Annotated in this window: 17 protein-coding genes; 12 read left to right on the plus strand and 5 right to left on the minus strand. The window is 40.8% G+C overall.

Annotated elements, in window-relative coordinates; translation table 11 throughout:
* Nucleotides 1–101: 101 nt before the first annotated feature.
* The 4 genes from edd to ABZP26_RS07575 all read left to right on the plus strand — a co-directional run bounded on the left by edd (nucleotide 102) and on the right by ABZP26_RS07575 (nucleotide 4,877).
* A complete protein-coding gene (edd, locus tag ABZP26_RS07560; protein ID WP_058155483.1) occupies nucleotides 102–1,952 on the plus strand; it encodes a phosphogluconate dehydratase in 1,851 nt (616 codons plus the stop codon).
* A gap of 33 nt (nucleotides 1,953–1,985) precedes the next feature.
* Nucleotides 1,986–2,618: a bifunctional 4-hydroxy-2-oxoglutarate aldolase/2-dehydro-3-deoxy-phosphogluconate aldolase gene (gene eda / locus ABZP26_RS07565; protein WP_013464823.1), complete on the plus strand. Its 633-nt coding sequence runs from the start codon at nucleotides 1,986–1,988 to the stop codon at nucleotides 2,616–2,618.
* Nucleotides 2,615–3,619, plus strand: coding sequence for a type I glyceraldehyde-3-phosphate dehydrogenase (gene gap, locus ABZP26_RS07570; protein WP_013464824.1), 1,005 nt, complete (start codon nucleotides 2,615–2,617; stop codon nucleotides 3,617–3,619). The genes eda and gap overlap by 4 nt, the downstream gene beginning before the upstream one ends.
* Before the next feature lie 133 nt (nucleotides 3,620–3,752).
* Nucleotides 3,753–4,877, plus strand: a complete 1,125-nt coding sequence (locus ABZP26_RS07575) for a sterol desaturase family protein (RefSeq protein ID WP_058154537.1) — start codon at nucleotides 3,753–3,755, stop codon at nucleotides 4,875–4,877.
* Between the two features lie 45 nt (nucleotides 4,878–4,922).
* Here ABZP26_RS07575 and ABZP26_RS07580 read toward each other — a convergent pair whose 3' ends face one another.
* The 4 genes from ABZP26_RS07580 to ABZP26_RS07595 form a co-directional block, all read right to left on the minus strand.
* A complete protein-coding gene (locus tag ABZP26_RS07580; RefSeq protein WP_368485566.1) occupies nucleotides 4,923–6,200 on the minus strand; it encodes a protein kinase in 1,278 nt (425 codons plus the stop codon).
* A 73-nt stretch (nucleotides 6,201–6,273) separates the two neighbouring features.
* Complete coding sequence (locus ABZP26_RS07585; protein WP_013464827.1) at nucleotides 6,274–6,987, minus strand: YebC/PmpR family DNA-binding transcriptional regulator; 714 nt, start codon at nucleotides 6,985–6,987, stop codon at nucleotides 6,274–6,276.
* Nucleotides 6,988–7,185: 198 nt separating this feature from the next.
* On the minus strand, nucleotides 7,186–9,264 hold the full coding sequence (locus ABZP26_RS07590) for a M13 family metallopeptidase (protein WP_024601059.1): 2,079 nt from the start codon (nucleotides 9,262–9,264) through the stop codon (nucleotides 7,186–7,188).
* 195 nt (nucleotides 9,265–9,459) lie between these two features.
* Nucleotides 9,460–11,250 carry an ABC transporter ATP-binding protein/permease gene (locus tag ABZP26_RS07595; protein WP_028835312.1) on the minus strand — a complete coding sequence of 597 codons (1,791 nt, stop codon included), beginning with the start codon at nucleotides 11,248–11,250 and terminating at the stop codon, nucleotides 9,460–9,462.
* Nucleotides 11,251–11,363: 113 nt separating this feature from the next.
* Between ABZP26_RS07595 and ABZP26_RS07600 the strand changes: the two genes are divergently transcribed.
* The 6 genes from ABZP26_RS07600 to ABZP26_RS07625 all read left to right on the plus strand — a co-directional run bounded on the left by ABZP26_RS07600 (nucleotide 11,364) and on the right by ABZP26_RS07625 (nucleotide 16,421).
* Nucleotides 11,364–11,825 (plus strand): hypothetical protein, encoded by a 462-nt coding sequence (locus tag ABZP26_RS07600; RefSeq protein ID WP_028835311.1) that lies wholly within the window; start codon nucleotides 11,364–11,366, stop codon nucleotides 11,823–11,825.
* Nucleotides 11,826–11,933: 108 nt separating this feature from the next.
* Nucleotides 11,934–13,772, plus strand: a complete 1,839-nt coding sequence (gene secD, locus ABZP26_RS07605) for a protein translocase subunit SecD (RefSeq protein ID WP_368485567.1) — start codon at nucleotides 11,934–11,936, stop codon at nucleotides 13,770–13,772.
* Nucleotides 13,765–14,694 (plus strand): protein translocase subunit SecF, encoded by a 930-nt coding sequence (secF, locus tag ABZP26_RS07610; protein ID WP_368485568.1) that lies wholly within the window; start codon nucleotides 13,765–13,767, stop codon nucleotides 14,692–14,694. The genes secD and secF overlap by 8 nt, the downstream gene beginning before the upstream one ends.
* Nucleotides 14,695–14,795: 101 nt before the next feature.
* On the plus strand, nucleotides 14,796–15,272 hold the full coding sequence (locus ABZP26_RS07615) for a GreA/GreB family elongation factor (RefSeq protein WP_013464833.1): 477 nt from the start codon (nucleotides 14,796–14,798) through the stop codon (nucleotides 15,270–15,272).
* A gap of 104 nt (nucleotides 15,273–15,376) precedes the next feature.
* Nucleotides 15,377–15,835 carry a hypothetical protein gene (locus ABZP26_RS07620; protein WP_368485569.1) on the plus strand — a complete coding sequence of 153 codons (459 nt, stop codon included), beginning with the start codon at nucleotides 15,377–15,379 and terminating at the stop codon, nucleotides 15,833–15,835.
* Between the two features lie 244 nt (nucleotides 15,836–16,079).
* Nucleotides 16,080–16,421, plus strand: coding sequence for a hypothetical protein (locus tag ABZP26_RS07625; RefSeq protein WP_231485830.1), 342 nt, complete (start codon nucleotides 16,080–16,082; stop codon nucleotides 16,419–16,421).
* Nucleotides 16,422–16,568: 147 nt separating this feature from the next.
* Here ABZP26_RS07625 and ABZP26_RS07630 read toward each other — a convergent pair whose 3' ends face one another.
* Nucleotides 16,569–16,904 (minus strand): zinc ribbon domain-containing protein YjdM, encoded by a 336-nt coding sequence (locus tag ABZP26_RS07630; protein WP_013464836.1) that lies wholly within the window; start codon nucleotides 16,902–16,904, stop codon nucleotides 16,569–16,571.
* Between the two features lie 315 nt (nucleotides 16,905–17,219).
* Between ABZP26_RS07630 and ABZP26_RS07635 the strand changes: the two genes are divergently transcribed.
* The gene (locus tag ABZP26_RS07635) at nucleotides 17,220–18,614 is read left to right on the plus strand and encodes a RimK family protein (RefSeq protein ID WP_028835308.1); all 1,395 of its coding nucleotides are present in this window, start codon (nucleotides 17,220–17,222) and stop codon (nucleotides 18,612–18,614) included.
* Nucleotides 18,614–19,759: a peptidase C39 family protein gene (locus ABZP26_RS07640; RefSeq protein ID WP_368485570.1), complete on the plus strand. Its 1,146-nt coding sequence runs from the start codon at nucleotides 18,614–18,616 to the stop codon at nucleotides 19,757–19,759. The genes ABZP26_RS07635 and ABZP26_RS07640 overlap by 1 nt, the downstream gene beginning before the upstream one ends.
* Nucleotides 19,760–19,775: the final 16 nt, after the last annotated feature.

Below are 19,775 nucleotides of genomic sequence, written 5' to 3' on the forward strand. Positions count from 1 at the left end.
CTTTGAACGGGTAAGTCAAAGATGCTCAGTACAGTTATTTTCGTGGAGTCTATAATTGTTACTGAGCCTTTATCCTCTAACGAATAGAGATGAGTAAAATTATGTTGCACCCTCGAATTCAAGAAGTCACAGAACGCGTTATTGAGCGCAGTAAACAAACCCGTCAAGCCTATTTAGATCGTATTTCGCACGCAAAAAAACAAACAAGAGTTCGTGCTGGATTAGGCTGTGGCAATATTGCTCATGTAATGGCTGCGTGTAGCAGCGATGACAAAGCGCGTTTAAAAGCAGACGAGGTGCCAAACCTTGCAATTATCAATTCATATAACGACATGTTATCTGCACATGTGCCTTACAAAGAATACCCCGATTTAATTAAAAGCATTGCCACTAAATTTGACGCCACCGCGCAAGTTGCTGGCGGTGTACCTGCGATGTGTGATGGTGTTACGCAAGGGCGTGATGGCATGGAACTATCGCTTTTTTCTCGTGACGTTATTGCTATGTCTACTGCGGTTTCGTTATCGCATGACGTGTTTGATGGTGTGTTTTGTTTAGGTGTATGTGACAAAATTGTCCCAGGCCTATTAATTGGTGCTTTATCATTTGGTCACTTACCTGTGTATTTTTTACCAGCAGGGCCTATGCAATCAGGTATTCCAAACAAAGACAAAGCCCGTGTTCGTCAAAAGTTTGCACAAGGACTGGTATCTCGTGAAGAGCTACTAGAAGCTGAAAGCGCTTCTTATCACAGTGCGGGTACCTGTACGTTTTATGGTACCGCTAATTCAAATCAAATGTTGATGGAAATAATGGGCTTACACTTACCAGGTAGCTCGTTTATAAACCCATACACAGAACTGCGTGATGGCTTAACCGGTAATGCGGTTGAAACCATGCTTAAGCAGCTTACTGAAAACAAAGATGGCCCGTGTTTAGCGGATGTGATCAGCGAAAAAACTATAATTAACGGCTTAGTTGGCTTGTTATCAACAGGTGGCTCAACCAATCATGCAATCCATATTGTGGCGATTGCTAAAGCGGCTGGTATTCAAGTTACATGGAAAGACATGTCTGATTTATCAGCGGTTGTTCCACTACTGACGCGTATTTACCCAAATGGCTCAGCAGATGTTAATCACTTTCAAGCAGCCGGCGGAATGGGCTTCTTAATGCGTGAATTAGCAGGTGCTGGTTACCTTCATACAGACGTAACCACTATTTTAGGCGAAGGCCTTGCACCTTACATGTGTGAGCCACTACTCGATAAAGACGACAACTTAATTATGAGTGATGCGAATGGCCCAAGTAAAGTTAAATGGGTAGCGTGTCCAGAAAACTCACATGATGAAGAAGTACTTCGCCCAGTAAGTAACCCATTTAGTAAGCAAGGTGGTTTACAGCTACTAACGGGTAACTTAGGTAAAGCGGTTATTAAAGTCTCTGCGGTTGCAGAGTCTCATCAAGTGGTGTCGGCACCGGCTAAAGTATTTAGCTCACAAGGTGAGTTACAAGATGCCTATAGCCGTGGCGAACTTAACCAAGATTTTATTGCTGTACTTAAAGAGCAAGGGCCAAAAGCCAAAGGCATGCCTGAGCTTCATAAGCTCACACCGGTAATGGCAACATTACAAGATCAGGGCTATAAAGTGGCTATTGTTACCGACGGTCGTATGTCGGGCGCATCAGGCAAAGTACCAGCGGCAATCCATTTAGCACCTGAAGCGGTTGAAGGTGGGATTATTGCTAAAATTCATGAAGGCGATATTGTTACTCTAGATGCGCCAAATGGTATTTTAAAACTGCATGTTAGCGATGAAGAGCTTGCACAGCGTGAGCTACAAATTAGCCAAGCAAGCCAAACGTTTGGTACAGGTCGTGAATTATTTACTGGATTTAGAAACATAGTAAGCAGTGCCGATTTAGGTGCAAGTGCTTTTGGACTTGAATAATAATTAGCCATATTGGGTAATGAGGAACAAGTAATGAGTATTGAAAAAATCTTAGCATCGGCACCGGTAGTGCCAGTGGTGGTAATCGAAAAATTAGAAGATGCAGCACCACTTGCAAGAGCGTTATATAACGGTGGCCTAAAAGCACTTGAAATTACACTGCGTACACCCATTGCAGCTGAGGCTGTAAAACTAATGAAAGCAGAAGTGCCCGAAGCTTATGTTGGTACAGGTACTGTGGTTGATAAAGCAAGCTTTAACGCATCAGTAGAAGCGGGTGCTGACTTTATGGTGAGTCCAGGTGTTAGCGATGAATTATTAGCGCTGGCAAAAGAGTCTACTATTCCATTTTTACCCGGTGCAGCGACCCCAAGCGAAGTGATGAACTTAGCTGCTCATGGTTTCAAATTCTTAAAGTTTTTTCCTGCAGAAGCTGCAGGCGGTGCTGCTATGCTTAAATCTATTGGCGGCCCATTACCTGATATTACTTTTTGTCCAACCGGTGGCATTAGTTTAGCAACCGCACCTGATTACTTAGCACTTAACAATGTTATTTGTGTAGGTGGTACGTGGATGTTAGATAAGCAACTTATTGAAAATAAAGACTGGCAAGCTATTGAAACGCTTGCTCGCCAAGCATGTGAAGTTAATAGGAGTCAAAAATGATTAATGTAGCAATTAATGGCTACGGCCGAATTGGTCGTAATGTATTACGTGCATTGTATGAATCAGCGCAAAATAATGAAATTAAAATTGTGGCTATTAACGATTTAGCCCCAGCCAATGTAAATGCTCATCTGACTCAGTTTGACTCAGTACATGGTCGTTTTTCACAGCAAGTAACGCTTAAAGACAACACCATGTTAATTGGCGATGATGTGATCACCTTAACGCAAGAACGCGATCCTGCTAACTTACCGTGGAAAGCACTAAACGTTGACATCGTACTTGAATGTACGGGGTTATTCACGTCACGCGAAGCGGCTAATAAGCATATTGAAGCCGGTGCTAAAAAAGTAGTGGTATCGGCACCTGGTACAGATATGGATGCTACCGTAGTTCATGGTGTAAACAGCGATGTAATTAATGCCGATAGCAATATCATCTCAAACGCGTCGTGTACAACTAACTGTTTAGCACCAGTGGCCAAAGCAATAAACGATACGGTAGGGATTGAACAAGGTAGCATGACTACTATTCACGCTTATACCAACGATCAAAACTTATCTGACGTATACCACCCAGATTTATACCGCGCGCGTAGTGCGACTCAATCTATGATCCCAACTAAAACGGGCGCTGCAAAAGCGGTTGGTTTAGTATTGCCTGAGCTGGCAGGTAAATTAGATGGCATGGCGGTACGTGTACCTACAATTAATGTGTCGTTAGTTGATTTAACGTTTATTGCTAAACGTGACACAAGCATTGAAGAAATTAACCAAGTGGTTAAAGCAGCCTCAGAAGGGCCAATGAAAGGTATTTTAGAGTACAACGAGCTGCCGCTTGTTTCTATCGACTTTAACCATAACCCAGCTTCATCTATTTTTGATGCAACGCAAACACGTGCTGATGGTAAATTAGTTAAAGTAATGGCGTGGTACGACAACGAATGGGGTTTCTCAAACCGCATGTTAGATCAAGTTAAAGCGCTGGGTGCATATTTATAAATTTTCCGTGTAGTTAATTTAGCTTTATCCGGCCAAGCCACGCATTGCGTGGCTTTTTTGTGTTTTAGTTAGCCCAAAATTTGCTAGAATATGCGCACTATAATAGGGACTGCATATTATATTAAGGAAAATAATGCTAAAACACGTCACTAAAAAAATATTTCGCACCAGTCACTTGCAAATTGGTGAGGGTAATATCAGCGGTTATATTGCTTGCTTTTTGGCAATATTAAGTTGCTTGGGAGTGCTTGCATTCCACTTCCCTGAATATTTAACGACTCCAGAATTGCGTAAAAGTTATAGCGTCGAGTTTTTACGTCAACTTATGTTTGTTGCCCTTATTATTTCAGGAAGCCTGGGTTTACTTAATTTTGTACGAAATACTAATAAGCGATTGGGTGCCACTGCGTGGTTTTTTATTGTACTGGCCATTAGCTTTGGCGGCCCGAATGTTGAAGTGAATGACTTTGCAGATAACACTCCTTATATTGGCTTAGATTGGTTTATATTAGACTTATTAGGCTCAACCTTAATTTTTATCTTAATTGAAAAACTACTTCCGCATCGAAAAGAGCAAAAAATACTGCGTAGTGAATGGCGCGGGGATTTAAACCACTTCTTTGTTAACCACTTAATAGTGGGCTTTGTATTACTGGTTACTAATCATTTTGTTCATTATGGTTTTGGCTGGGCGGTGTCGAGCACACTGCAAGCTTACATAGCGCAAATGCCGTTTATACTGCAGCTATTTTTAATTATTTTGGTGGCTGATTTAATGCAGTATTGGACACATCGTGCGTATCACGAAGTCCCCTTTTTATGGCGATTTCATGGTGTCCATCACAGTGCCAAAGAAATGGATTGGCTCGCAGGCTCTCGTCAGCATATTTTAGAAATACTGATCACCCGTAGTTTAGTGTTAACGCCTATATTTGTGCTGGGTTTTTCACAGCAAATTATTAGTTTGTACGTGATTATTGTAGGCTTTCAAGCGGTATTTAATCACGCTAACGTAAATGTAAAATTTGGGTGGTTAAAGTATTTTATGGTTACACCGCAGTTTCATCATTGGCATCACGCATCCGATAAAGCCGCAATTGATAGAAATTACGCAGCCCATTTTTCGTTTTTAGATTACTTGTTTGGTACTGCAGTAAAAGGGCAAGCAGAGTGGCCTAAAGAATATGGGGTTGTGGGTGATTACATGCCTGTAGGTATGCTAAAGCAACAAATTTACCCGTTTAAAAAACAAAAATAGTGATCATTCTAGCTTGCGGCCATAATATTAATGGCCGCATAACCATTATAAAAAGTCAGCTAATGCGCTAAGTGTTGGCCGCTGTGCGATATTTTCGCTCATGCATTGCTGCGCAATATGTTTTAAGTGCATGACTTCAGCGCTTTGCTCTTGGCAGGTTGTGAGTAAATCCTCGATTAAACACCCCAAAGCACGCACTTCTATTAACTGCATTTGTTGACGTTGATAGTCACTGAGCATAGTAAGATCAGTGGCCGCGCCAAAATCCCCAAACAGCACACGCGCGTGCGGGTCAACCATGGTATTGTGCGCATATATATCACCATGGCTTATATTGTGCTGGTGCAAGTGGGCCACAGTGCTAACCATTTGCTGCGTTATGGCATAAATTACTTGGGTAGAGTAGTGGCACTCGCTTTCAAATGTATCTCGAGTACAGGTATTAAGGCTCGGCGGTAAGCCTAGATTTGTAAAGCTTGTATCAATTAACTCCATCACTAAACCAAGCTGTTGCTGTTGTTCAATGTAAGCCAGTACTTTAATTAAGTTTGGATGCTCAAGCGCTTGCAAGCAGCAATTAACTTCATCCAGCGGATAACCATCGCTTGTAATAGTCCCTTTAAATAACTTAACAGCAACCGGCTCTTTATTCGTTGAATAAGCAAGATGGATAATCCCTGATGCGCCTTGGCCTATTACTTTACTGAGCGAGTAGTCACTCAGTGGTTTATTGGCTAAATTTGATTGGGTAAGGCACTGTGATTTATTAAAGCAATTGCCTGCAAATGCAAGCCAAGTCAGCTTTGGTAGTTCAAATAGCCAATCATCAATTTGAGTTAACTGATTTGCAGAGAGCCTAATTAGTTCCAGGTTATGGCAGTTTGCCATGCTTATTGGTAGCTCACTGAGCTGATTACCTGCCAATGCCAGCTTTTTAAGCGCAGTGTATTGGCCAAATGTTGCAGGCAGCTTAGCTATTTTATTATCTGTAAGAATAAGCCATTCAATCGCTTTAGGTAGGCAGTAATCTGCAAATTCAGTGATGTAATTACCTTTAAATGCAACCATGATCAAAGCAGGACACTTAGCAAGTATTTTAGGTATATGTTTAAACTGATTAAACGATAAAAACAGTCGTTTTAATTTTGTTAGGCAGGCAAATTCATCAGGTAAATCAGATAAATTGTTATTAGATAAATCCAAGACTTCGAGGGTATCCGCGAGGGTAAAAATTTCCTCTGGAAAGTGGCTTAGCGCTTCAACTAATTGTAGGTGTTTTGCACCATGTAATTGGCCGCTGCGAAGTTGTGAAAGGGTATTCAAAATTAATAATCCATTTTAAAATCAACAAAAAGGCCAACTAAGTTGGCCTTTAAACACGATTAAGCTTTAACGCTTAAAATTGTGCGTTGTGGTACACGTTTTGTACGTCGTCACAATCTTCAAGCATGGCTAAAAAGCGTTCCATCACTTCTACATCTTCGCCTTCAATAGGGGCTTCTACTTGGGGTACAAAGGCAATTAAGTCTTCGTCAAATTCTGTCACACCCATTTCTTCAAGTGCGGTACGCGTATTGTTGTATTCAGTGTGTGGAGCAAATACGGTCACTTTACCGTTTTCTACTTCTACATCGGTTACATCAACGTCAGCCATCATTAGCGCTTCAAGAACGGTTTCATCGTCGTCACCGTCAAATACAAAAATAGCAAGGTGATCAAATAAGTGTGATACCGAGTTTTGTGCGCCAATTTTAGCGTTTGCTTTAGTAAAACACACACGTACATCAGCAAAGGTACGTTTGTTGTTGTCGGTTAAACAGTCAACAATAATCATGCAATTACCTGGGCCGTAACCTTCGTAGCGCGTAGCTGCATAGTCTTCACCGCCGCCGCCTTTGGCTTTATCAATGGCGCGTTCAATTACGTGAGCCGGTACTTGGTCTTTTTTAGCGCGTTCAATTAAACGACGCAGTGCTAGGTTACCGTCTGGATCAACACCGCCGTTTTTAGCACAAATATAAATCTCTTTACCGTATTTTGAATAAACTTTAGTTTTAGCACCCGCAGTTTTAGCCATTGAATCTTTTTTGTTTTGGTAAGCTCTTCCCATCTGCGTTTCGCCTTAATATGTATAAATAATTGAAAAAATTTGCAAGCCCATATTCTAAAGGTAAATGCCGGGCAGGGCTAGTAAGTATTGAGATTGATTACTAAGTAACGGGGGAAACAGTTATTATGAATGGAAAATAAAACAACCCGCCGAAGCGGGTTGTTTATTCGTTACAAATGATGAACGTTTGTCAGAGTATTACCAAATACGAACACGTTCGTCTTCTGGTAAGTACAACTCATCACCTGGTTTTACATCAAATGCTTTGTACCAAGCGTCGTGGTTACGAGGAGCTTGTGCTCTAAAGCGACCTGGCGCATGCGTACCGCCACGTAATTGGTTTAACATGCTTTGCTCAGTACGTTTTTCTTTCCATACTTGTGCCCACGCTAAGAAGAAACGTTGATCGCCGGTTACACCATCAATCACAGGGGCTTCTTTACCATTTAGGCTTAGTTTGTAAGCATGATAAGCCATGGCTAAACCACCTACATCACCAATATTTTCACCTAAGCTGTTGCGGCCATTTACAAAGTTACCCGGAATTGGCTCATATTTGCTGTACTGAGCCGCCAGTTTGTCGGCTTTAGCATCAAAAGCAGCACGGTCTTCGTCAGTCCACCAGTTACGTTGTATGCCGTTAGCATCTGATTTTGACCCTTGGTCATCAAAGCCATGGCCCATTTCGTGGCCAATCACGGCACCAATACCACCGTAGTTTACCGCAGGATCTGCATTTGGATCGAAAAACGGCGGTTGTAAAATAGCGGCAGGAAATACAATTTCATTAAATGAGCTATTGTAATAAGCATTTACACGTTGTGGTGTCATACCCCAGCGATTGCGGTCGGTCTTTTTCAGCTCTTTTTCAACGCTATCGGCTTGGAAAAACTCACGCATATTTTTTACATTAGCCATTAAATCATTTTTGCTAATGCTTAAGCCTTCGTAAGATTGCCATTCATCTGGGTAACCAATTTTTGGCACAAACGCCGCTAATTTTGCACGCGCATTTACTTTTGTTTCTGCGCCCATCCAATCTAGGTTATCAATACGCTCGCCAAGGGCTGTGCGTAAGTTTTCAACCAGCTCAGACATTTGCTGCTTCGATGACTCAGGGAAGTAACGATCTACATAAATTTTACCAATCGCAAAGCCTAGTGAACTAGTGCCTGACATTTGGCTGATCGCACGTTTCCAGCGCGGACGAGGCTCCTGCTGACCATTTAACTCTTTACCAAAGAAAGCAAAGCTGGTGTTAAATATGTCTTCTGACAACAGCCCAGCGTTACCATTAATTGCATGATATGTTAGGTAGTCTTTCCATACGCTTATATCTTCGTTGTTGATTAAATCAATCATGGCCTTTACAGGTTCAGGCTGCGACACGTTTAGCTGCGGTACTTTGTAACCTGTTTGCGCAAAGTATAAATCCCAATTAAATCCAGGGTACTGAGTACTTAACTCGTCGCGTTTTATTTGGTTTAACGTTATGTCACGATTACGGCGTTTTTCACGTGGCCAATGACCTTCTGCAATTTTTGTCTCTAGCGCTAAAATTGCTTGTGCACGTTCAGTGGTATTTTCAACACCAGCAAATTTAAGCATGTCGGCAATATGTGCAACATACGCTTCACGAGTTTTGACAAAACGCTCTGCATCTTCAAGGTAATATGAACGATCAGGTAAGCCTAAACCACCAGCACCTAACGACATTTCGTATTTATTAGGATCTAAGCGGTTAAACCACATACCACCACCAATTGGGGCGCTAACACCAGTGAGCCATGAATTACCAAAGATTTTTGCTAAGTCATCAGTTGAGTCGACAGCGTTAATATCGTTAAGCAATGGCTTAATGGGAGTCACACCGAGCTTATTTAGCGTGTCGGTATCCATGTACGAATTATAAAAATCAGCAACTAGTTGCTCTTCTGCATTTAAATTTTCACGTGCTGCAATATCTTCAATAATTTCTTTTACACGCTCTTCACTGCGTTCAGCTAACGCAGAAAACGCACCATAGCGTGTTTTATCTGCTGGCATTTCGTAGTTGTCGTACCATGAACCGCTGGCATACATAAAAAAGTCATCGCCTGGTTTTACAGCTTCATTGCGGGCAGTTAAATCAACCCCAAAAGTGCCTAATTCAGCTTGCTCAGTTGCTTGTGGTTTTTCAGCGACTGCTGCGACTTGCTCAGTTTTTGTAGTTTGTGGCTCTGAACAGCCGGTAATAAATGTAGCGGCGAGTGCCGCTGCAATTAAACTTTTTTTCATTACTTTCCCCTATGAATTCACGTTATTTAATTCGTTATATTTTTGTTATAAAAATAGCTATTTGATTGTATTGATAACTTCACTTCAAACAAACCTTTTGAGGTGAATAACCGTACCGGTCGATAAGATGAATAAAATACTATCAAAATAGCAAAAAAACACTCAACTACTTAAATCGTTCTTGAGCGACTTAGTTTATTGCGCCTTTGACTGCTTTTGCTGTAATGCCCACATACGGGCATATTCACCGTTTTGATTTAGTAGTTCTTGGTGTTTGCCTTGTTCAATAATTTCACCAGCTTTTAAAACAATAATTGAGTCTGCGTCGGTTATGGTCGAAAGTCGATGTGCAATAACAATACTGGTGTGATCATTTGCCACTTCTCGCATTGCTTTTAAAATAGCTTGCTCTGCATGAGAGTCGAGCGCGGAAGTTGCTTCATCAAAGATTAAGATGGGTGATTGCTTTAAAATAGCACGGGCAATGGCAATCCGTTGTTTTTCACCCCCTGAGACTTTTAACCCGCGCTCACCCACGAGGGTTTTATCGCCTTTGTCTAAGCTATTTATAAAGTCGGTTAAGTGCGCCATGTTAATTGCTTTATTTATTTCATCTTCAGTTGCTGAGGGTCTGCCATAGGCAATATTCTCACGGATGGTGCTATTAAACAGCACAGTATCTTGGGGGACTATCGCAATGGCTTTACGCAAGCTTGCAAGAGTAACTGTATTAATTGCTTGTTTATCTATGCTAATAGTGCCTGATGACAGCTCATAAAAGCGATACAGTAATCGGGCTAATGAGCTTTTTCCTGCACCACTTGCACCCACAATCGCGACTTTTGAGCCGGCAGCAACATTAAAGCTAATGCTTTTTAAAATAGGCCTTTTACTGTCGTAGTGAAAGCTTACTTTATCAAAGCTAATTTCACCTTGTTTAATGACCAACTCTTTGGCCTCATGAGCATCCGCCACTTTAGGTTGAGTATTAAGCAGGCCGAGCATGTTTTCAAGGTCGGTAAGGGCACGGCGTATTTCGCGATATACAAACCCTAAAAAGTTGAGCGGTAAAAAGAGTTGAATCATATACGCATTGATCATCACAAGTTCACCAATCGTTAACTCGCCCGTGACAACTTCGCTTGCGCCAAGCCACATTAATGCGGTTATTGCACAGGCAATAATGAGTGCTTGCCCTGAATTTAGCGCCAGTAACGAGAGTCTGTTTTTTAATCGTGCTTGTTCCCAGGTTGCTAAAAACGTATCGTAAGTTTTAGCTTCATACTCTTCGTTATTAAAGTATTTAACGGTTTCGTAATTTAATAAGCTGTCGATGGCGCGGGTGTTACTTTGGTTGTCAGCAGCGTTTGACTCACGAATAAAGCGGTTTCGCCATTGGGTAACCGTCACCGTAAAAAAGATATAAATAGCCACAGCAAGTAGGGTGATCAGCGCAAACCAAATAGAAAACAAGGTGCCAAAAATAATCGCCACGGTCATTATTTCAAACAACGTGGGCACAATATTAAACATTAAAAAGCGCATTAAAAAGCTTAAACCACTGGTGCCGCGCTCTATGTCTCGACTTATACCGCCAGTTTGTCTGTCTAAATGAAAGGCTAAATCTAACGAATGCAAATGTTTAAATACTTTAAGGCCAATATCACGCATGGCATGCTCGGTGACTCGAGAAAATACAGCATCGCGTACTTCACCTAAAAACACGCTGGCAAATCGCAGTGCGCCGTACATAACGAGTAATAAGGTTGGGACGAGGAGTAGCGGGTTAATTGATTTATCAACCGCATCAATTATTTCTTTTAAAGCCCATGGCATGAGCAATGTCGCGCCTTTAGCACCCACAAGCGCTAATATGGCAATAAGCACACGCCCTTTAAATTTAGTGATATAAGGCCAAAGAGTTTGAATGCTTTGTTTTAAATTCATGGCATCGGGGCGTTTTACTGAACTTTGTCTGGAGCGCATTGAGGATCTCAGTATTTGTTTTTATATAAATGAAATAGCTTAATGTTGGCTATTGTATTTTAATTAGCTGCCCTTATATACTAGCTATCCTTTATTTTAGTTTTAAATGACAGATGTTTAAATTTCGCGTTTTTTTAGCTACTTGCTTGTTTTTTGCTGCACTCTTTAGTGTGCAAAGCCATGCTATGGGCGTAAAGCACGAATTAAACAGTAACCAAAGCAGTTATAGCCATGTTGTTAATGTCGAAAACTTAACTAACGCTCCCACACCGTTAAAGTCACTAGGTAATTTACAGCATAAAAACTCAAAGCATTCTGAGTTTGCTGCGCATCAACCTAGGCTAACAGCCAATAACTCCTTTTTATTTTTACACAGTGCGCAGGGCGATCCTGAATACGATGTAGTGCATGAGTTTTTTGCGCTAAATGGGTGTAGGCATATTTTTTTGCGACCGCAAGCAGTCACCATAAATCAGCCTTGGTATACCTGGGTATTTAAAAGTAAAAAGTCGCGCTTGAGCGGCTGGAAAGATGCGAATCTGTTATACACCGCTGTAACCACCTACCACGCTTAAAGTTCCTTAATTATCGTTAATTGGTTTTAACGCATCGCGTTTTGACCTTAAGTTTAATTGTGCCTAATAGGTACGTTACTGGGCTATGCCGAGTAATAAGGAACAACTATGTTAAGTTTAAAAAAACAAAAAAAGCCATTTATGGCTAAATTTAAATTAAGCTATGTAGCCATGTTGGTTGTATTGGTTTTACTGGCAATAAGCGCTTTACCTAATTTATACCCGAATAAATCGTGGTTGCATATTAGTGCCGCACCTGAGGTTAAAACACAAGCAATACCAAGTACTGAAAACATAGTGCGCTTTTTAAATAGCCAAGGTTTTGAGGTCAGCCAAGGGGTAGAAAACCAAGCAACAATTAATGTGCTTTTAAATACACCTACGCAAAGTGCCCAAGCTCAAGCGGCTATAAAATCGAATTACCCAAATACACAAGTTAAAATTGTAGAACATGCAACCAGCCCTGTTTGGTTACAAGAGTTTGGTTTATCGCCCATAAAGCTGGGTCTTGATTTAAACGGCGGGGTATTGTTTGTACTTGATGTTGATTTAGATAAAGCCATTGATGAGCAATTACTCAGTGCTTACCAGCAAACGAAAGCCATTATTGTTAAACAAAAAGCCTATGGTGTTAAAGCAAAGCAAACTAACCAAGGCTTTGAAATAAGTGCATTAGAAAATGCAGCCGAAAAGCTAACCTCAGTTATTAACGACCTTAAAAGCCGCTTTGAAAATCTAACTATAACCACATCAACTCATGGCAACTTACAGGTCGTTAAAGTGAGTTATTCTGAGCAAGGGCGCAGCGCATTTGATAAACAAGTCATGAGCCAAACACTCACTACGCTTCGCTCACGCATTGAAGAGTTAGGAATTACCGAGGCGGTTACACAGCGCCAAGGTAAGCAGCGCATTCGCATTGAGCTACCCGGCGTCCAAGACCCAGCCGAGGCAAAACGTATTATTGGTGCTACCGCGTCACTTGGGTTTTATCAACTTAAAGAGATTGGCGGGCAAACATTTAATTTGCAATCGGGTGGGACTATTAAGCTCGACCCTGTGCCTATTTTTACTGGTGAGCATATTAATAATGCCAATATTGGCCGTGATGACTGGGGTAAACCTTTAGTACAACTGAGCCTAGATAGCCAAGGTGGCGATGCTATGTCGGCGTTTTCTAAGGCGAATATAGGCAAGCCGATGGCAACGCTCTATTCAGAGTATTCACAAAATGCTAAAGGTGAAGTGGTTAAAAAAAGCGAAGTCATTAATGTGGCGAATATAGCCCAGCATTTAAGCTCACGCTTTAGTATAACCAATATGCAAAGCCAGCAAGCGGCTGCCGATTTAGCGCTATTACTCCGTGCAGGATCGCTTACGGCGCCAGTGACCATAGTACATGAACAAACTATTGGTCCAAACCTTGGCCAAGACAACATTAACAATGGATTGGCGGCGTTAATGTTAGGCATGGGGTTAACGCTTGCCTTTATGGCGCTGTGGTATCGTCGTTTAGGGCTTATTGCAAATGTTGCGTTAGTTTTAAATTTAACGTCTTTAGTTGGGTTAATGTCATTATTACCTGGGGTGGTTTTAACACTTCCTGGTATTGCAGGTTTGGTGCTAACCATAGGAATGGCGGTTGATACTAACGTGATTATATTTGAACGTATAAAAGAAGAGCGCCGCAAAGGACGCCCTCCATATCAAGCGATACAAGAGGGCTATAAACAGGCAGCGAATACGATTTTAGATGCCAATATTACCACGATGATCACCGCGATTATTTTATATGGCATAGGTTATGGCCCTGTAAAAGGCTTTGCTATAACGCTGGCGCTGGGACTTATCACATCGGTATTTACTGGTGTGTATGTATCGAAATATTTAAGCCAAAGCTTATATTTAAAGCTGGGTAAAAAAGCAGGAGTAAACGCGCATGCTTAATTCTTTTTTAAAATGTGAGGCAGGGTCTCGTATACGTTATACAGGCATGCTGATCAGCGCCATATTTGTGTTGTTGTCGGTATTCACCATTGCACAAAAAGGGCTAAACTTTGGCCTTGATTTTACGGGTGGATACTTAACAGAGTTTACCACCAGCCAAGGTGTTGAACTAAAACAGCTTGAGCAATTTATTGCAAAAAATCATCAGGGTGAATTTGAGCTAACAGCACAGGGCAATAATCATTTTCAACTAACACAAGGCCCCAATAATACAAGCAATAACGATGACTGGAAAACGGCTATAATCCAAAACTCAACTATAAATGCTGAGGTTTTATCATCGGCTTATATTGGCTCTCAAGTGGGTGATGAACTATTTGAACAAGGCTGCTTAGCATTATTTGCTGCGATGGTCGCGGTAATGATTTATTTAGCTGTTCGTTTTGAATGGCGTTTGGCATTAGGCTCTGTGGTGGCTTTATTTCATGACTTAGTGCTGGTGGTTGGCTTATTCTCATGGTTACAAATAGAGTTTAACCTAACTGTTTTAGCCAGTTTGTTGGCGATTATTGGCTACTCACTAAATGACTCAATAATAGTTGGAGATAGGGTGCGCGAGCTGTTGCGCATACCAACAAACATCACACTCAAACCAAGCAGTATTATCAACAGTGCTATTAAAAGCACCTTAACTCGTACGCTTATTACCTCCGGGACTACGCTCGCAACGGTGGCAAGTGTTTGGCTGTTAGCAGGGGCTCCGCTTCAGGGATTTGCAATTGCTCTGTTTGCAGGAATAGTCGTAGGCACGTTATCGTCCATTTGTATTGCTGCAACATTACCCGAGCTACTTGGGTTAAGTGCTAAAAACTACGATAAGCAAGTGGATCAGCAAACGCAGGCATTAATGGATATGCCATAGGCTTAAATCAGCATTGTTGTTACACAGTAAAGGGATAGTGTTAGGTGTAGCAACAATGCTAAAATGGCAAAATTATTTTACCGTATTTAGTGAATTTCCAAATGAATAAAGCCCATGTTACAGAGCACCTGCGTTTTGCCTTAGAAGAGCAGCTTAATACTGCGAAAATTGCAGCTCAAACAGCCCACGATACCGCGACCCACGAAGAAAGCATTGCAGAAACTCAATATGATACGCTCGGGCTTGAAGCTGCGTATTTAGCGCAAGGTCACGCTGATCGGGTGAATGAGTGTTATAAAGAAATACAACTATTTGAAGCCATCTACAACGACGTCGTTACAGGCACAATAGCAGTCAGTTCATTGGTGTGTTTAGAAGATGATGCAGGCACACAAAAATGGTTTTATTTAGGCCCAGCAGCTGGTGGATTAACCGTTGATATTAAAGGCACAACTATTCAAGTACTTACCTCTGGTGCACCATTAGGCCAACAGTTATTAGGTAAACAAGTCGATGATGAAGTTAGTTTAACACTCGGTGATGTAAAACATAGTTACGATGTGGTTAAAGTGCTTTGAATGTAGTATTTATTTGTCTCTTACGCTGAGACGCAGCATCTCGTAGGCCTCTTTGTTAAATAATTGCCTGAAACTTAAAGAATAAAATTAAAGATGAGCCGTTTATGAACTTAGTTTTGGTTAGTGATATATTTGGTAAAACAGCGGCTTTAAAAGCATTAGCTGAAGAACTAAACGCTCAGTCTATTGTCGATCCCTATGGCGGGGTGGATATGGCATTTAACAGTGAACAGCAGGCCTATGAGTATTTTAGTCAGCATACTGGCCTTGATGAGTATGTAGCTATTTTACAAAAAACGATTAAACCACTCGCTGGTAACATCATATTGATTGGTTTTAGTGTTGGCGCATCGGCAATTTGGTCAATGTCTGCACATCCGGCGATTAAAACGATAGCTAAGGGCATTTGTTTTTACAGCTCGCAAATTAGGCACCATACTGAGCTAAACCCGGCATTTGAAATAGAGTTAATTTTTCCTCACTATGAGCAACATTTTGATGTGAAAGCACTTCAGGCTAAGTTGGCAACAAAGCCTAATGTTTCCGCTAAGTGTGTTGATTAATTGCATGGTTTTATGAACCCGCATTCGAATAATTTTAATCAACGCGCTTACGATGAAACATTAACTGTATTATCTAATAAGCTAATATAATAAACTAGTTAAGGAGTGTTTATAACTCGATGTTAGCCGGTTTCACTCAATCACAACTAAGGCATTTATAGCGTGAACTTATAAGATTTGCTTGAGTCTGATAATCATTAACGGATAAGCAGTTAAATAAAGGACATAAATTTAAAGGAATATTATGGAGATAGGGATTTTTACCGTCACAATTACGGGTGTTTTACTCACGGCTTTAATTATAAAGTACTTAACGTTTAGGCCTGAGCGTGTTTTTTCTGATATTGGAGAAAACGTTCTACTTTGCAAAAAACCTCACTGGTTCAATAATAATAAAAGTAGAATGCAGCTTATTCCTAAAGGGGCGATAATTAAAATACAGCTAGCGTCAAATACCGTTACTTTATTTTGTAAAAGTGGCAATGTTATTGATATACCAGTGCCAAACTCAAAGTTTACTGCCGATGTTTTGCAAAGCGCAAAAACACACTTTCACAAAGCAGAAGTAGTAATACTAGACAACTAACACACCACTTTGAGAACTTAATTTAGATTTTCAATTTTTAAAAGGCGATGAAAATCAATTAGTTAAAGTGGATGTCAGTTTGTTAATGCAATAAAGCGCCAAGATTACGCAGGTTATTGCTGTATTTAATTGTTTATTTCAATGGGTTTAGGCTTTTTTAACAAATTTAGCCGTCACCATCATTTCACCTATGCCATCTACTTTACAGTCAAGCTCATGATCTTTTTTATCAAGTACACGTCTTACTAAGGCCTTGGTGCCAATTTTAATAACTTGTGAGCTACCTTTAATTTTTAAATCTTTAGCTACGGTTACTTTGTCGCCATCAGCAAGTAAAGTGCCGTTTGCGTCTTTCACTAAAATAGCGTCTTCGTCATTAGTAACATTCGGGTTCCACTCATAGGCACATTCTGGACAAATAAGCAGCTGTTGGTCTTCGTAAACGTATTCACATTGGCATTTAGGACAAGCGGGAAGAGACATGATGATCACTTTTAGTATTAAATTTTGGCTATTTTAAAACACAAATTAGCAATAAAAAAGTTCATCAAAAATTTTTATCTTTACGCTAAAAATATCTCGTTTGTGCGCATCTAAAAAAGGGCATATAAATCACCTGTCGCTTAAGCAATTTAAGCGCTAACGTTTATAGTAGATATTCGTTAAAGCACCTATCGTATTAAGTGATTTGCTAAATGCTGCACTTAGTGCGATAGGTGTTTCTATTTGCTGTTTTATTCGCTGAGCTAACTGATTAGCAAGGCTGCTTTGTATATTTTGACTTAACTAGGAAAAGTCGTGTTTAAAACCTTAATTGTGGTTGATAACAATGAGCAAACGCTTGCTCTTTCATTTGAAAATGTCATTACCTTTAACACCTATTTGCGTGACTACCCAAAACGCAACGAACCAAAAACCCGCATAATAAATCTATGTGATGCTAGCCAGTATTTAAGTAAAGGCTATTACTGTTCGTTACTTGCTGAGGCGCGCAAGCACCAAGTATTACCGAGTGTAAAAACAATTAACGCGCTTCGAAGCAATCAAGCGTCATTACAAAATATTGGCCATATTGATGGTGCTGTTTATTTTGGTCATGCGGGAAATGATCAACAAGCTAAAGCCGCTAAATCGGTATTTAAACAATATCCGGCACCTATTTTATTTGTTGATGAGCAAGGCCTATTACAACAAGGATCATTAGCGTCCCTAAGCGAGCAGCAATATGCTGCGTTTATTGAAAAGCTAAATGAGTTTACCCAAACGCAATGGCGTATTGGTAAAGTTGAGCGCCGTTTTCGTTGGGATATGGCGATATTGGTTGATCATAACGAAAAAGTACCGCCAAGTGATAAAGATGCAATAGCCCGTTTTATAAAAGCAGCAGCGAAACATGGTATTAACGCAAAAGCACTCAGCTTTGAGGAAATAGACAATATTGCCCAATTTGATGCGTTGTTTATTCGCCAAACAACAGCGATTGATCACCCAACGTACCGCCTTGCAAGTAAAGCGCAAAGCCTAGGTTTAGTGGTGATTGATGATGCGGAGTCTATTTTACGATGCTGTAATAAAGTGTACTTACATGATGCATTCAATTATCAAAAAGTACCGAGTTTAAAAACCGTGGTGGTGGCAGATCAATCAAAAGACACAATTGAGCAATTAGAAGCGTCGTTTACTTATCCGCTGGTATTAAAAATGCCAGAAGGGTCGTTTTCAAAAGGCGTGTATAAAGTTGCTAATCGTGATGAATTAGAAGCTAAGCTTAGTGAATTATTTGCTTTAAGTGCTTTAGTTCTGGCGCAAGAGTACATGTACACAGAATATGATTGGCGTGTAGGGGTACTTAATGGTCGTGCTATTTATGCGTGTCGTTATTTAATGGCGCGTAACCATTGGCAAATATATAACCATGACGCGAAACGGTTTTTCTCGGGTGGCTTTGAAACATTACCTACGTTTGAATTACCTAAAGCTGTACTGGATGCTGCTTTAAAAGCATGTAAAACCGTGGGTAAGGGTTTATACGGTGTGGATGTAAAAGAGCATCAAGGCCGTGCGTATGTGTTGGAAGTAAACGATAACCCAAGTATTGATCACAAAGTAGAAGATGGTTACTTAGGTGATGAGTTATACATGATCATTATGGATGAGTTTAAACAGCGCCTTGAAGCACGAGGTCGCGGCTAATGCTTAACGCATTGTCTGATATAACGATTTTTGCAGGGGCGGATATTAGTATTCGCCCTGCAAGCGCGAGTGATTTAAACGCCTTAGTGGCGCTTGAAAATGCCTGCTTTAGTAACGATAAGCTTAGTGCGCGAAGTTTAAAGCGCTGGCTTAGTGCTAAACATGGGATTTTATTAGTTGCCGAGCACAATGCGCAATTATGTGGTTACGGTTTGGTGTGGTGCCATAAAGGCACGCGGTTAGCGCGTTTGTATTCGTTAGCCGTATTACCGACGATGCAGGGCAAAGGAATCGCTAAAACGCTGCTTAAAGCCCTTGAAAAAGCCACTAGTGAGCGTGGGCGTATTTATTTGCGTTTAGAAGTGGCAGTAAATAACGACAGCGCCATAGGGCTTTATAAAAGTGTAGGGTATCGTGTTTTTGGTCAGTACAGTGATTATTACGATGATCACATTGATGCCTTGCGCATGCAAAAAAACATCCGTCAAACCAGCGAGTTGCAAGTTGAGCGTTTAACGCCATGGTATCAGCAAACTACCGAGTTTACCTGTGGGCCTGCGGCATTATTAATGGCAATGGGCTCGCTTGATAACAGCACAGAGCTGAGTCAGTCACACGAATTAGCTTTATGGCGTGAAGGCACCACCATTTTTATGACCTCGGGACATGGCGGTTGTCATCCGTTTGGTTTGGCACTGGCTGCAAATAAACGGGGATTTAAAAGTGAGGTCATTGTTAATACCTCAGAGCCATTATTTTTAGATGGGGTACGCAGTGATAATAAAAAAACGGTGCTGGCGACAGTACATCAGCAATTTGTTGAAGGCATAGCCTCGGCTAATATTCCTGTTACCTATAAAGATGTTGAACTAACTGATATAGAAACGTGGTTAAACCAAGGTTTTAGTGTGTTACTGTTAATAAGCACTTATCGGTTTGATGGAAAAAAATCACCGCATTGGGTATGTGTTACTCATTTAGATGCGCACTGTGTGTACGTACATGACCCGTTTTGCGAACCAGGTAACGACAATCAATTAGCGATTGACTGTCAATATGTGCCAATTGCACGCAGCGATTTTAGTAAAATGTCGGCTTTTGGTAGTCAAAGGCTTAGAACGGCAGTTGCTATTGGTAAAAAATAATAGATTAGGATTTTAA

Source organism: Pseudoalteromonas sp. SD03, assembly GCF_040937955.1.
Taxonomy (GTDB): domain Bacteria; phylum Pseudomonadota; class Gammaproteobacteria; order Enterobacterales; family Alteromonadaceae; genus Pseudoalteromonas; species Pseudoalteromonas tetraodonis.